At 49.7% G+C, this 14,263-nt stretch carries 14 protein-coding genes and 1 pseudogene; 8 read left to right on the top strand and 7 right to left on the bottom strand.

Annotated elements, in window-relative coordinates:
• Nucleotides 1-14 precede the first annotated feature (14 nt).
• Nucleotides 15-1,103, bottom strand: coding sequence for a cellulase family glycosylhydrolase (locus tag ACMGGE_RS14090; protein ID WP_420293888.1), 1,089 nt, complete (start codon nt 1,101-1,103; stop codon nt 15-17).
• Between the two features lie 185 nt (nt 1,104-1,288).
• On the opposite strand from ACMGGE_RS14090, the gene ACMGGE_RS14095 reads away from it, so the two are divergent.
• On the top strand, nt 1,289-2,296 hold the full coding sequence (locus ACMGGE_RS14095; RefSeq protein WP_233396256.1) for a LacI family DNA-binding transcriptional regulator: 1,008 nt from the start codon (nt 1,289-1,291) through the stop codon (nt 2,294-2,296).
• Here ACMGGE_RS14095 and fosA read toward each other — a convergent pair.
• Nucleotides 2,282-2,707: a FosA/FosA2 family fosfomycin resistance glutathione transferase gene (gene fosA / locus ACMGGE_RS14100; RefSeq protein ID WP_262810433.1), complete on the bottom strand. Its 426-nt coding sequence runs from the start codon at nt 2,705-2,707 to the stop codon at nt 2,282-2,284. The two genes, ACMGGE_RS14095 and fosA, sit on opposite strands and share 15 nt — an antisense overlap.
• 199 nt (nt 2,708-2,906) lie before the next feature.
• Between fosA and trpS the strand changes: the two genes are divergently transcribed.
• Nucleotides 2,907-3,911: a tryptophan--tRNA ligase gene (trpS, locus tag ACMGGE_RS14105; RefSeq protein WP_420293889.1), complete on the top strand. Its 1,005-nt coding sequence runs from the start codon at nt 2,907-2,909 to the stop codon at nt 3,909-3,911.
• Between the two features lie 573 nt (nt 3,912-4,484).
• Nucleotides 4,485-4,856: a hypothetical protein gene (locus tag ACMGGE_RS14110; protein WP_343666682.1), complete on the top strand. Its 372-nt coding sequence runs from the start codon at nt 4,485-4,487 to the stop codon at nt 4,854-4,856.
• A 58-nt stretch (nt 4,857-4,914) separates the two neighbouring features.
• On the opposite strand, the gene ACMGGE_RS14115 is transcribed toward ACMGGE_RS14110, so the two are convergent.
• From ACMGGE_RS14115 to ACMGGE_RS14130, 4 genes are all read right to left on the bottom strand, one after another.
• A complete protein-coding gene (locus ACMGGE_RS14115; RefSeq protein ID WP_420293890.1) occupies nt 4,915-5,382 on the bottom strand; it encodes a SymE family type I addiction module toxin in 468 nt (155 codons plus the stop codon).
• A gap of 443 nt (nt 5,383-5,825) precedes the next feature.
• Nucleotides 5,826-6,311 (bottom strand): Hcp family type VI secretion system effector, encoded by a 486-nt coding sequence (locus ACMGGE_RS14120; protein ID WP_008501360.1) that lies wholly within the window; start codon nt 6,309-6,311, stop codon nt 5,826-5,828.
• Nucleotide 6,312: 1 nt separating this feature from the next.
• The gene (locus ACMGGE_RS14125; RefSeq protein ID WP_179366891.1) at nt 6,313-6,831 is read right to left on the bottom strand and encodes a hypothetical protein; all 519 of its coding nucleotides are present in this window, start codon (nt 6,829-6,831) and stop codon (nt 6,313-6,315) included.
• Nucleotides 6,812-7,327 carry a DUF2778 domain-containing protein gene (locus ACMGGE_RS14130; protein ID WP_071788967.1) on the bottom strand — a complete coding sequence of 172 codons (516 nt, stop codon included), beginning with the start codon at nt 7,325-7,327 and terminating at the stop codon, nt 6,812-6,814. The genes ACMGGE_RS14125 and ACMGGE_RS14130 overlap by 20 nt, the downstream gene beginning before the upstream one ends.
• A gap of 302 nt (nt 7,328-7,629) precedes the next feature.
• On the opposite strand from ACMGGE_RS14130, the pseudogene ACMGGE_RS14135 reads away from it, so the two are divergent.
• Nucleotides 7,630-8,183: pseudogene (locus tag ACMGGE_RS14135) on the top strand (transposase); the annotation flags it as partial.
• Nucleotides 8,184-8,315: 132 nt separating this feature from the next.
• On the opposite strand, the gene ACMGGE_RS14140 reads toward ACMGGE_RS14135, so the two are convergent.
• Complete coding sequence (locus tag ACMGGE_RS14140) at nt 8,316-8,624, bottom strand: helix-turn-helix domain-containing protein (RefSeq protein ID WP_095441787.1); 309 nt, start codon at nt 8,622-8,624, stop codon at nt 8,316-8,318.
• A gap of 551 nt (nt 8,625-9,175) precedes the next feature.
• Here ACMGGE_RS14140 and dndB point away from each other — a divergent pair.
• The 4 genes from dndB to dndE are packed head-to-tail and all read left to right on the top strand — an operon-like array spanning nt 9,176 to nt 14,235.
• Nucleotides 9,176-10,261, top strand: a complete 1,086-nt coding sequence (gene dndB / locus ACMGGE_RS14145) for a DNA sulfur modification protein DndB (protein WP_126545555.1) — start codon at nt 9,176-9,178, stop codon at nt 10,259-10,261.
• A complete protein-coding gene (dndC, locus tag ACMGGE_RS14150) occupies nt 10,258-11,892 on the top strand; it encodes a DNA phosphorothioation system sulfurtransferase DndC (RefSeq protein ID WP_126545556.1) in 1,635 nt (544 codons plus the stop codon). Before dndB ends, dndC begins: the two co-directional genes overlap by 4 nt.
• Nucleotides 11,882-13,882, top strand: coding sequence for a DNA sulfur modification protein DndD (dndD, locus tag ACMGGE_RS14155; RefSeq protein ID WP_395299763.1), 2,001 nt, complete (start codon nt 11,882-11,884; stop codon nt 13,880-13,882). Before dndC ends, dndD begins: the two co-directional genes overlap by 11 nt.
• Nucleotides 13,882-14,235 carry a DNA sulfur modification protein DndE gene (gene dndE / locus ACMGGE_RS14160; protein WP_126545558.1) on the top strand — a complete coding sequence of 118 codons (354 nt, stop codon included), beginning with the start codon at nt 13,882-13,884 and terminating at the stop codon, nt 14,233-14,235. The genes dndD and dndE overlap by 1 nt, the downstream gene beginning before the upstream one ends.
• The last annotated feature ends 28 nt before the right edge of the window (nt 14,236-14,263 follow it).

Below are 14,263 nucleotides of genomic sequence, written 5' to 3' on the forward strand. Positions count from 1 at the left end.
CCGGGTCGATATTATTAGTCCTGCGCCTGTGGGGCGATCTTGCGCAGCTGCTGCATCAGGGCGATTTCACGGCGCGAGAACGGAATGCCGTTCTCTTCAAACACGTCGTGGAACCAGAGGCGGCAGTAGTCCGTGGACTCCTTCATCACCACCGGCCACGGCAGCCACGTCTGGGTTTTGCCGCGCACCAGCCCCCACTGATACGGTGCGACCTTCGCCGCGTACATCAGCGGAAGCTGCTCCTCGATGGTGCTGCCCACGTGGCGCGCCAGCCATTCGGTACAGAACAGCGGTCGACCGAGCTGTTGCAGCTGCTGGATAATCGCCGTCATGCGCCCGGTGTGGGTGTAGGCGTGGAAGCTCACCACGTCCGAGAGCGCCAGCGCGGTCTGGTCAAGCGGATGCTGGAAGAACGTCTCGCCCTCCTCTTCCGGTGGCAGGCGCCACGCGCAGACGGTAAGCGGCTGGGTTGGATCTTCTTCACGCACCCACTGGAACGCCAGCTTCATCAACTCGTGAGCGCAGGTCTCCAGCTTCGCGTCGTACTGCACCTCCTGCGTGCCGGTCGCGAAAATGCCGCGGTTGCCCGGCTCGTTGTAGAGATCCCACAACAGCACGCGCTTATCGTCGCGGAACTGGCGGACAACGTCGCGGATATAGCGCTCAATGTCTGCCCAGCAGTCCGGATCGCACACCTTGTCACGCCCCGGGCTCGCCGCCGCCTGGCTGTTGTGCTTGCCCGGCACCGGCGGCTTTTGCGGGCCGAGGTACGGCTCGTCGCCGGAGAAGCCGCAGTCGTCCATCAGGGTCAGCATGGTGCTGAACCCGTGATCGTCGGCAATCGTCAAAAAGCGGTCGATGCGCGCCATCAGCCCGTCGCGGTCGTGCTCCCAGACGATAAACGGCAGGTTGATGCGCAGGGTGTTGTAGCCCGCGTCCGCCGCCCAGCCCAGCTCGCGCTCGATGGTGGCGGCATCGAAGGTCTCTTCCTGCCAGATATCGGTCCAGTTCACCGCCGTCGACGGCAGATAGTTAAACCCACACAGCCAGCCCTTCTGCTGATACCACGTCTGTGCCTGCTCCCTGCTCCACTGCTCTTTCATTACGCGTCCTCTTACTGATAATATTTAGCTAATAAATATTAGCTGAAGGATAAATGCGCAAATCACGGCGTTGAGAAAAGCGATGCCCCTCACAAAGTTCACGCTTCGATGAATGAGAAACGTGATCAACGGCGCGTAAGCGTGCGGTTAGGGTATGATGCGAATTCGCGAAAGGGAGAGGACGGATGAAGCGAAAAACGAAAGTGACGATGAACGATATTGCGCGGGCGGCAGGGGTGTCGCAGGCGACGGTATCGCTGGTGCTTAACCAGTCCCGCAACATCAAGCTCAGCGACGACACCCGCCAGCGGGTCATCGGCGTCGCTACCGAGCTCGGCTACGACCGCCTCCCCGCCGTACACGCCCCGCGCAACCAGGAAGAGATCGCCCTGCTGGTCAGTTCCATGCAGAGCTTCGACCCGTTTATCGACGCCATCAGCCAGGCGCGGGAAGCGGCGTGGCGCAACGAGACCCTGCTCACCGTCTACGACTACGGCGACGACATCGAGCTGGCGCTGAACATCATCCGCCAGCTGGAGAAGCGCAACTGCATCGGGATTGTCCTCGCCTCCCCGGTCACCACGCTGGTGGACATGACGGCGTTTCAGGATTGCACCCGTATCCCGCTGGTGCTGCTCAACCAGCGCGACCCCGGCTCGCCGCTGCTGCCGTCGTTTATCCCGGACGACTACGCCAACGCCTTCCAGGTGACTAAACACCTCATCGCCTGCGGGGCGACACGCATCGCCCACATCACCGGCGAGAGCTGGATGGAGGCCTCCCGCCAGCGTCTGGCGGGCTACCAGGCGGCATTGCAGCAGGCCGGACTCGCGTGCGACGACAGCCTGGTGCGCCAGACCAACTGGCAGTTCAGCGAGTCCTTTACCGCCACCACCTCCCTGCTGGAACTGGCCGAGCGCCCGGACGCCATCTTCTGCGCCAGCGACTGGCTGGCGATTGGCTGCTATCAGGCGCTGGCGGTGAACGGCGTGCGCATCCCGCAGGATATGCTGCTGGCGGGCTACGACGACCAGAAGATCTCCGAGCAGCTCACCCCGCCGCTGACCAGTATCCAGCTGCCCTACAGCGAGCTGGGACGGCTGGCGGTGGAGTACCTGTGCAATCAGGAAGATGCCGCCACGCACGTGACGCTGGCGGGCAGGCTGAAGGTACGCGCCTCAAGCCTCGTCTGAGGTAAACACCATCCCCGCATAGGGCTTCTCGCGACACGCCGCCAGTCGCGCGGCGAGGCTGCCCACGTGCAGCTCCAGCTTGTGCCCGTCCGGGTCGAGAAAATAGAACGACGCCCCCTCGCTTTTGTTCTGCTTCCAGACGGTGACGCCCGCCTGCTCAAGCCTTTGCGAGAACGGTTCAAAATCCGCCTCCACGACGGTAAACGCGTAGTGGGTGTAGTCGCTCTCCTGCGGCGGCACGTTCCTGCGCGCCTCATCGTACGACAGGCAGACCCACAGATCGCCGCAGGTAAGATAAGCCCCGGTATTCCAGCGGGCGTGCAGGGTCAGCCCCAGCAGCTCGTGCCAGAAGGTGACGCTTTTTTGCAGGTCGCTGACCGCGAGAGTCAGGTGGTTGAGTGATTGCAGCATGACGTGCCCTTTTGTTTTTCGCGCCGGACGTGATACGGTAAAGAGATGAACATAAACCACGCCGTGCTCACCGTAAACCGCTGGTGGCTGCCTTCTTAAAGGCGGCACGGAGTAGTTTTCCCCATTTTCAGATAGCCGCCGAAAGGCGGCTTTCACACATCTAAGACCCCTTTCGGCAACTGCACATTAAGGAGTCTTTATGAACACGCAAACCATCCTCACCGGCGACCGCCCAACCGGCCCGCTGCACCTCGGCCACTTCGTCGGATCGCTGCGCCAGCGCGTGGCGCTCCAGCAGACGCACAACCAGTTTGTGCTGATTGCCGACCTGCAGGGGCTGACCGACAACGGCAGCAACCCGCAGAAGATCCGCGACAACATCCCCGAAGTGCTGGCCGACTACCTCGCCGCTGGCATCGACCCGAACCTGACCACCATCTGCCTGCAGTCCGCCCTGCCCGCCCTCGCCGAGCTGACGATGCTGTATATGAACATCGTCACCGTCGCCCGCGTGGAGCGTAACCCGACGGTGAAAAACGAGATTGCGCAGAAGGGGTTCGCCCGCTCGCTGCCGGTCGGGTTTATGGCCTACCCCATCAGCCAGGCGGCGGACATCACCGCGTTCAAGGCCGAGTGCGTGCCCGTCGGCGACGATCAGCTGCCGATGATTGAGCAGACCAACGAGATTGTTCACAAGATGAACAGCCTGCTGCCCGCCCCGGTGCTGCGCCACTGCAAGGCGATGCTGAGCGACACCAGCCGCCTGCCCGGCATCGACGGCAGCGCCAAGATGTCGAAATCGCTGGGCAACACGCTGCACCTGTCGGCCAGCGAAGAGACGATTCACCGTGCGGTCAGCGCCATGTACACCGACCCGAACCACCTGAAGGTGAGCGACCCGGGGCAGATTGAGGGGAACGTGGTGTTTACGTACCTCGACGCGTTTCATCCGGACAAGGAGAAAGTGGCGGCAATGAAGGCGCACTATCAGGCGGGCGGGCTTGGGGACCGGGCGTGCAAGAACGAGCTGGAGGGGTGTTTGCAGGAGCTGATTGCGCCGATGCGGGAGCGCAGGGCGATGTATATGCGGGATAAGGGGGAGCTGATGGCGATGCTGAAGCGCGGGACCGAACGGGCGCAGGGGGTGACGCAGGAGACGTTGAGGGAGGTGAAGGTGGGGCTGGGGGTGCCGGTGTTTAGTTAAAGTCGATTTAGCGGTGGAATGCGTGAGACTGGCATGAAGCTGCTAACTTGATTATTGCGTAAATAAGCGAGGCACAAAAATTCTTAAATGCATTATTAGCCATTTTCGTTTGTCATTCTGTTAAGAGCGCTATATTCATAGATTCTTTATATTTTAAACGTCGCGGCAACTGCTATGAGTAAGTTTATTATTTCCATGCTGAATACGTTACTTTGTGTTTTTGTGATTGTGTTATGCCTCATATGCGTGGGCGTTACTGATAACTGGAAAGAATGCACAATAGCTATAACCATCACTTTAGGATGCGCACATTTCATGGCCGTTTTACTGAATCGTGTATTGCCTCATAAGTTATCTATCTTAGAAGGAATACTGGAATTATTGGGCGGACCACTATTAGTTATAGGCGCAATTGTGTGCTTTGATGTATTCAAACCCTGGCCGTTAAAAATCATTGGTATGTTTGCGTGGATTTTTTTGATTTTCTTTTTACCTTCAATAATAAGTCCCAGGCGTTAACTCGATCTACTGATGAATGTCTACGTCATTTCTGTACCAAAGGAATTCAATATAATGCAACCTACTCTTTCGCAGGTCATTGAGGTTGTGCGTCAGTCCTCTGGACATAATCGCAAGCACATTGATGAGAACACCCTAATCGAAGCCGACCTTGATATCTGCGGCATGGATGGCGATGCCCTGATAGAAGACTGCGAGGAAGCGTTTGGCGTTACGCTTGTCACTGAAGAAGATGGCTATGAGAAAACTTTTTCCCTCGCTGAAAACGAGTTTCTTTTTAGCACAGAGGGCATAGATTACTTTGGTATCTGCCGCTTGATTCGCAGGTTGCGAGGCATTCCGGAACCTGTGATACGCGATTTAACCGTTGGCGAGCTTCATGCAGTGCTGGTTAAGGCAGTTAAAGAACAGGTAGATCATGATTGAGTTATTTTTAGCATAGTGCGGGCATGTGCTCATATGCCCGCACTAGTTAGTCTTAAGTTTAAACGGCCTTCCCACTCCCACGCTTAATCACCGGAACATCACCTGTATCATTCAGCGCTCCCGGAAAGGTCTTCAGCCACTGCGCGACTTTCTGTTTATTTATATTCACCACGCTCATGCCTTCCAGGCATCCCCATAATTCTCTTGTATGTTGTGGCGTAATCACAATACAGTCTTTCATGGCGCGGATTTTTACGGGCATGCCGTCGATAAAGCCCGCACGGGTTAACCACTCGCCGCCCAGCAGAAGGTATTTCATGTCTATGCGAGCATAGAGTTCGCAGCAGGCGGCACTGTCCTGCTGCGTTTCTGCGCGGGGATGGACGGGCGCCGCGTTGGGTTGGTTGCCGTGAAGACGGCGGGTGCTGTTTTTGCGTACCAGCTCGCGGTTTTCAATCATGCCGGTGAAAGCGTCTGATTCTGTTTTGCAAACAGTAAACTCTGGCTTAAAATTCGTCGCAGCCATTTTCAACTCCTTTTCAGTTGTTTGTGGTTAGCGGTATGGGGGTGTTGCAGCACCTTCATATCGCGAGTTCTCTCTTTAAATATTCCTTGATACTTCCTTTGCCGTTCGGCGTAATTTCTGGTGCTCATTATACAGGGCTGAATATAAATACAGCGGTTTGGCGTGGGGTAAATTTGAAATTTGCGAGGGAGATTCAGGAAAAGGGTTGGGTCAGGGAAATTACGCAGCGAGGACTATCAGAATATAAGATGAGTGGCCGCATGAACCTCAGAGCAACCATTCGCCGATCTGCGGGCTGGCAATGAGTCGTTTTATTATCAAGTTCGGTGACCGACTGAGCGATCACCTTTAATACGATGGCAGTTACACAGAATTACGGACAGGCTCCTTTGAGAGGATAAGCGTTAATAAAGAGGAGGCACTCAATGCCTCCTTTCTATTTGTTACGCTCTTACGTTCCAATCGTCCGTATACTGAACATTACCATCAACATAACGCCAGGTGATTTTGTCATACATCAGGGAAACAGATTCCATGTGGTTGATCTGCGAGTTTCCTGCCATCTTAGCGTTTGGCATCCCTGGGTTAATGCCCGTCACTTTCACACCCTCAATGGTCATGACGAAGTAGCACTCTTCTTGTCCTGCATGGTTAATGCGATACCAGCGAATCTCCGCACTTTTCAACGTTTGACCGGTGGCAACGGCTTTGTATAGGTACGGGCTGGAGCTATCAAACTCCTTTTCAATCATCATCGGAGAATGTGAACGCTTGCCAGTAATCTTCCCGTTGGCACTGTCTACTGGAATGTTCAGACCATGACTAAAGCCAACAATCTCTATACTCCCCTCACGATCCTGAACGTCTACAGCTCCTTTAATGTCTGCGCCGCCATCGTCCTTAAGCCACATGTAAGCCGGAATAGGCATTTTACAAACTCCTTTTAGTTGTGATTTTCTTCGTGATGAACCAGTAGCAAACAATCGTTAAGAGCAACTGAAAGCCCACAATCGCCGCCATTGTGAAATTTGAATACGTTTGATCCGGGAATAAAGACTGATAAGGCAGCAAGCGAAATAACGCCCAAAAAAGGAAGGTAAACCCGAAGATTTTAGCTAACCGTCGCAATGTGGAACTGAACCACTCTCTGGGGATACCAGCTGGACTAACTTTGTGAGTCGCGCCACGGTACGCCGTGGTAATAGCGCTCATGACAGGTACGCTGATTAATGTATTGATTAAGATGCTAAAGTAGCCGTCTAACGATTCCCAAACTTCTGAATCAGGTTCACCTAAAATGAAGCGGGTAAACTTGTCGGCGCTTTGGAAATCGAAAAGCTCCGTAATAGAATTAACTAATCCATCATACGGAACCATTTCAGCAACGATCAGCATAACAACAGCGAAAAGCACTATCTTGATGAATAAACTAAGGGCATGTTTTGCCATTGGAGATCACCTCAATCGTGCCGTATGCCTGTAGCTTCCTCATGCAAGGAACATCTATTCTCTGGCTTCTCAACAGAGCATTACGCAACATGGCAAAGTCAGAATCATGCGGGAGAGTGATACAACCTTCTGATAGTACGCCTGGATGCAAACGGAAATTGCCACGCTTAACGCTCTCAATCCATGTGTAATCGTCGATCCCCCAATCATCACGCCATAATGCGAACCATTCAGAATGTTTGAATGTTGCGCCATTGGCGAAGTGATTATAAATGTCTCTTCCCACTGTGTTTAGCTGTGACTTGAGTCCACCTTGAGGGCGGTCAACAATCCAGTACTTACCCGCTGGTACTGGCCCCTCTTTGGGGATCATTCCACATGCCCCACGATTACGGTAAGCACCATTACCAGAGAAAGCTAAAAACGTGCCTATACCAGGAAACGATAACGGGGAGTAGTACGCATCATTAATTACGAACTTTCCATGTAGAGCCATAGATAACCCTTTTATCTATAATGATTTGTTGGCTTATCGTACTCCTACGCAATCGGACATAAGAAGGTTTTCTTCCGAGAGACCTCTGATTTTCAGACAATAGCCCGCTGGTGGTAAGACAACGTGTAAGGCTGTTAGGCGATAACATCAGAGGTGTGTCAGGAAGCGAAGTTTATCAAGTTGACCATTTACCCCCAGGGGCGAGACCGAACCGCTGGCAGAGTAAGTATCCCGGCAAAAACGAACCATTCACTTTTAGAGATCTTCCGGCATACTGATTATGTCCGCCTGAGGAGCTCGCCTTGCGTAAAGCCCGATTCACTGACCACCAGTTCATTGCCGTTCTGAAGTCCTTCGAAGCCGGACGTGCCGTTAAGGATGTCTGCCGCGAAGCCTGTATCTCTGAGGCCAGCTATTAAAATTGGAAAGCAAAATATGGCGGGATGGAAGTAGATGATATTTAAAAAACCAAAGATCCGGAGGATGAAAATCGTCGCCCAAACAGATGTTTGCCTATTTCAGCCTTGAATGCCGGGCTCTGAAAGACGTTACCAAATAAAAGCTTTAAAAACAGCGATAATCCGTGAACTCGCCAGCTATCTGACGGCGCAATTTGCCATGAGTTTACGCTAGGCCTGCAGGACATTATCGCTGAGCAGGAAGATTTATTTTTACCAGCTCGATGCCCAGATGATGGAGCGGTGATCCAGGCACTGATTGAGCTGGTAGAGCGCTATCCGCGCTACGGTTTTAGAAGTTGTTTCAACTGCTGCGCAGGCGAGGCAATACCTAAAACCATAAACGCGTTCATCTGCTTTACACTGAATATAAATACAGCAGTTTGGTGTGGGGTAAATTTGGAATTTGCGAGGGGGATTCAGAAAATAAAATCAGACGAATTAAAGCAAGACACAAATACTGGGTTTTGGTTCTAAATCACTGGAAAGCCTTTCGAGAGGAGAAAGTACATCGAAGTACTCTATTTTGTTTAGAGCTGCTGAAGAATGTTTTTTTTCTTCTCCGAGTCCAACTTTGGCCAAAGACGGACTAAAGAGGCAAGTTCATCATCTTCTGTGTAGAAGTATGCTACAGGCACTTCAAGAACTTTAGCGAGATGCCGGACGACTTCGATGCTTGCCTGGTGAACCCCTTTCTCGTAGCGATTGATACGAGCGCTCGCTGCAAACTCATCTATGCCAGCCAAAATACCCAGACTTTTTTGCGATAACGCCATGTCTAAGCGCACCTCTTTGAGGCGTCGACTGAAGAGCTGATTGTGGGAATTGGAAGTTTTCATAACTACGATAATCGTAGTTAATGCCCAAAGAAGATACTACGTTTTACGTAGTGCAACCGCTAGAGTGATTTTTACGTAAGATTTTCAAAAATTCTCGAGCACACTCGCAAAACTACGTAAAACGTAGCTTTATAGATTCCAAAGAAGCTACGAATAACGTAGTGTCTGGTTCAGTAATTTTTCCCAAGGGCATATGAAAAATGGTTTGGTACAAAGCATATGTATTAGCGGCTATCAAAAGTAAGGAGGTTTTCCTCGCCACTTTCGGTGTAAGCACCTACACAACGATTAACGCTCTTGGGAGACCGTGGCATAAAGTAAACTTCTTCTATGCCAGACCAATCATATCAATCCAGAGCTCATAAGGCCTAATTGTGACTTCAAATCTTTGGCTCGAGGTTTACATTCAAGAAGAATCAAACACAGCAAACAGTTACGTCAAATCACACGTAAATCTTTAACATTTTGTGTTTTATCATCATAAAAATTTCGTTCTAAGAAATTTTTACGTAAAATGTAACGTAATTCAGTCTACAAACAGGGACTAGATCATGGCTAACTTTGATGCAGATTATTGCTACTCTTTCCCCGCAGTTAGGGGCGTCCAGGCTGGACGGCCATTCTATATCGCCACTTGCCCCATGCGCATCATTCCGAAGATCTTCAGCTTCGATGAAACAGACGTGCCCCCTGAGCTGCGCGCTCAGCGCATCTTAAATAAATCACGCATCCCAGAAATGGTGCGTTATTTACTTGAAAATCCTAAAGATTACGTGTTCTCTGCGTTAACTGCATCCATTGCGGTCGATGTACAGTTTGACGAGTTCGAAAACTCCAACAATCTTGGAACGCTTCGCGTACCAATGGATGCGCAAATTCTTATCAATGATGGTCAACATCGCCGTAAGGCTATTGAAGATGCCCTTTCGGAGCGTCCTGAATTAGGACAGGACAACATCCCCGTATTGTTCTTTGTTGATGAAGGTTTACGGCGTAGTCAGCAGATGTTTGCTGATCTGAATAAATACGCCATCCGTCCAAGCCCATCACTCTCCGCGCTTTACGATCATCGCGACGTAAGCTCGAACCTTGCTCGCTATCTTGCGATGTCTATCGAGCCCTTTATTGGTCTTACTGAACTTGAGAAATCCAGTATCAGTTTGCTTTCGAATAAACTGTTCACGCTAAGCAGCATTAAACAGGCAACACGTGCCCTGCTTGGTAAAGACCCCAAAGTAGGCAGCATTGAGGACAATACGCATATAGCTACGCTATACTGGCAGGCTATTTTCAAAGTTATGCCAGATTGGCAGCTTGCTGCACGTAAAGAAGTGTCTCCGGCGCAGCTTCGCCAGGATTATGTACATGCTCATGGTATCGGTTTGCAGGCTTTGGGCCTTCTGGGCCGTTCACTACTGGCTGAAGAACCTGAGCACTGGCAGGAAAAACTTACGAAGTTAAAATCCTTTGACTGGCGTAAAAGCAATCCTGAGATGATTAAGCGCGCAATGCAGCATGGCAAATTGAGCAAAACCGGCACCGCCATTCAGCTAACTTGCAACGCTTTAAAAATTGCGCTGTCTCTCCCCCTTTCTCCTGAAGAAAAAGAGCTTGAAGCTCAGATGGTTGTATCATGAGTACATTAACTCAGGCCTATGATCTGGCCGACTATGAAGATTTCATAAACGAAGAGCAATTTGCTGGACGTACTCTCGCTGATTTTGTCTCTGAAGTTCAGCGTGTCTACTGCGCAGATAAACGCCCTTGGGTGATTGGCTATAGTGGCGGTAAAGACTCGTCAGCAGTCATTACTCTTGTTTATCTGGCGTTGATGGGTCTTCCGCCGGAAATGCGTACGAAGGATGTGTTTGTCGTTTCCTCTGACACTCTCGTAGAGACGCCGGTTGTAGTTGACCTCATTAAAAAAACGATGCTCCAGATTGAAGCTGGCGCTAAGCGCGACGGCTTACCGATCACACAACATGCTGTAACCCCAAAAACCAACGAGACATTCTGGGTAAATCTGCTTGGTAAAGGCTATCCAGCGCCTACCCGTAGTTTCCGCTGGTGTACAGAACGCATGAAAATCAACCCGGTAAGTGACTTTATCAAAGATAAAGTCAGCCAGTTTGATGAAGTTATCGTCGTTCTTGGATCGCGCAGCAGCGAAAGTGCATCTCGCGCTCAGGTCATTGCAAAACACAAGATTGACGGCTCGCGTCTTGCGCGCCATACCACCCTGTCTAATGCATTTATTTACACCCCAATTGATACTTGGGATGTAGAAGATGTATGGAAATTACTTCGTGGTGCATTCAGATATGCGCCTGATGACATTGATGAATGGGAAAGCCCTTGGGGGGGTAATAACCGCCCTCTGTGGACTCTTTACATGGATTCCTCAGCTCAGGGTGAATGCCCGCTAGTCATCGATGACAGTACGCCTTCCTGTGGTAACTCCCGCTTTGGTTGCTGGACATGTACTGTCGTCACAAAAGATAAAGCGATGGAAAGCTTAATCCAGAACGGTGAAGAGTGGATGTCACCACTTTTGAAATACCGCGACCTGCTGGCTTTCACAACCGATCCAGTAAACAAAGATACCTACCGCAACTATAAACGACGCACAGGTAAAGTGAGTTATCAGTATGCGAAGGATGGCGAGGAACTTACGGCTGAGCGTAAACATGTGCCAGGTCCTTACTGGCTTAAGTATCGCCAGGAATGGTTGAAGGAATTGCTGACGATTGAGCGTGATATGAACGCTCAGGGACATACAATTACATTAATCACTGAACCAGAGCTTCATGCCATACGCCAGCAATGGCTAAAGGATCCCAACGAGCCTGATTGGTACGACACATTACCAGGCATTTATCGCGAGGTTTATGGCAAGGATCTGGACTGGGTTATAGACGATCAATCACGTTTTGACGCCAGCGATGCAGAACTTCTCGAACAAATTGCCCAAGGATTTGATGTTGTCCCTGAAATGGTTATGAAATTAATCGAGCTTGAAGTTTCAATGGAAGGCCTTAGCCGCCGACAGGGGATCTTCGACAAGTTAGGGACGATCCTCAAGCAAGACTGGGGAAGTCTTGAAGAGATAAAACAACAGCAGGAAGCTTTGCAGAAACGTAATGAGCGTGATGTTCATCAGGAAGAAGTAGCAAGCATAGAAGCTGAACTGCAGATGTTGCAGCGGAGAATTGCCGAAGTCAGCGAACCAAGCCTGCTTACCAGTGAGGAAAAAGAACGTGTTAATTAAACAGCTGGTACTGCGTAATTATCGGGTTTTCAATGGAACCCATGTTATCGATCTGGCTCCTAAAAAACGACAGAACGATGATAACCCGCGTCCTATCGTTTTGTTCGGTGGGTTAAACGGCGCAGGTAAGACATCAATACTATCCGCTATCCGCCTGGCCCTTTACGGTAGGCTTGCATTTGGTTCAACAACTCAGCAGCAAGAGTATGTGGAAGAGCTTAGTGCTCTGGTGCACAACGGCTCAACTTTGGGTGAACAACCCGATGAGGCTTCTGTCGAGCTTATTTTTACCTACAACAAAGGTGGTCAGGAGGCTGAATTTACCGTTACCCGCACCTGGCAAAAAGGTAAGCGAGACAAACTGTCATTACAGCAGGATGGTAAACTCATTGAAGGACTTGGCTATGATCAGTGCCAGGGCTTTTTAAATGAATTAATCCCCCACGGCATAGCCGATCTGTTTTTCTTCGATGGTGAAAAAATTGCGGAGCTAGCTGAGGATGAATCGGGAAACATTCTCCGCACGGCCGTGCGTCGTCTGCTGGGTCTGGATCTAATCGAGAAGCTTCGGAACGATTTAACGATTTTCATTAAACGCCAGCAATCAGGTCAACTGGCTGAATCTCAACAACAGAAACTTCTAGAACTTGAGAAACAGATTAAAGAATTGGCCTTTAAGACCGAGCAAATTCTTGAAAAGGCTGATTTCGCTAAATTACGTATTGACCTTATCTCCAAGGAAATTGTGCAGAACGAGACTCTACTAAATGCACAAGGGGGTGCTTTTGCTCAAACAAAAACCCAGGAGAAACAGAAGGTCGAGACGCTTTTAAAAGAAAAAGAACGTCTGGAAAAAGCGCTTCGGCATGAGTGTGATAGCTCACTACCGTATGCTTTAGCTCCAAAAACTCTGGGTCGTTTGCTAGAACAGATTAGTGCGGAGACGCAAATAAAACAGGCAAATAGCTTCGAGAAGGAATTGAATCAATTCCTTACGCAACTCAAAAGCGACATTTCCTTCCGTTCAGGAAGCACAGGCAAAATTGCTGCTGAGGCTATAGAAGATAACCTTAAAACATATCTTGCTGATAAGCCAAAAGGTGAGTTGCTGTTTGACATATCTGAACGTGAAGCTGGAATGATCCAGCAGTCTATCGAACAAGATAGTAAAAAAGCCTGGCAACGTTTTGACCTTTATCGTAACCAGCTGGCAGAGGTAGAAGAACAATTAGAGCAAGCCGCAGCAAACATCGCCCGGGCGCCGGAAGATGATCAGCTGATGGATATTTTTGAAAGACTCCGTGAGCTGGATCGCCAACGTGAAGCTAAGCGGCAGGAGTATCGCTCATTGCTGGAAGAAGCAAAAAATACCAAACAACAGCAACTTGATTGCGCTCGCCAGATTCAAAAAGCTCATGACGCAGCGCGCAACCAGCATAGCTTTAATAGTGCATTCAACAATGCGCAAGAGACAATCAGCTTGCTTGATCGGTACAGTGAACTGTTAACTCAGGCACGAGTAAAAACCCTTTCTGCTAACTTCGAAGTTGCTTACCGTAAGTTAGCCAGAAAAGAAGATTTGCAGCTTAATGCGCATATCAATCCAGAAACGTTTGATGTTGAACTGGTGGATGAGAACGACAAAGTTATCAACCGTAAATTACTTTCCGCTGGAGAGAAGCAAATTTATGCGATAGCGATTCTTGAAGCATTGGCTAAAACATCGGGTAGAGACCTGCCGGTAATCATTGATACTCCGCTAGGGCGCTTAGATTCTCAGCATCGAGATAAGTTAATCAATCATTACTTCCCTTATGCAAGTCACCAGGTCGTGTTGTTATCTACAGATACTGAAGTTGATGAACGGTATTTTGTTGATCAATTGCGTGATGATATCTCTCATGCATACGAGATTATTTTTAATTCTCGAACTAAATCGTCAGTTCTCAAGCCTGGATACTTCTGGAATTTAACGAAGGAGGAAATTTAATGCTTCCTAATAGAATGCAATTAAATCATCAAACGGAAGAGCAACTGAAGCGTTTGAAAACTTACACAGGGTTGACCCCCAATATTTCTGCAAGACTTGCTTTCTTTTTTTCTGTTGAAAGCGGGTTTAGATACGATGAAAAAAATAACAGAGACAAACTTGATGGAAGTTTAGTTTTAGACAAAATAACTTGGCTTGGTGAGACGCTATTGCTAACAGAACTAACGCTGAAAATGTTATACCCGACCTATAATGAAAAGGAAATGCATAAAATATGGGCTTCTCATGTACAAGATGGGATTGCACCTCTAAGAAATTATAAAAATTTAAGAGATTTTACTCAAGCTTTGTAATGAAACCAGCCCTATTATAGGGCTGGTT

Source organism: Enterobacter sp. BNK-22 (assembly GCF_048684805.1).
Lineage (GTDB): Bacteria > Pseudomonadota > Gammaproteobacteria > Enterobacterales > Enterobacteriaceae > Enterobacter > Enterobacter quasiroggenkampii.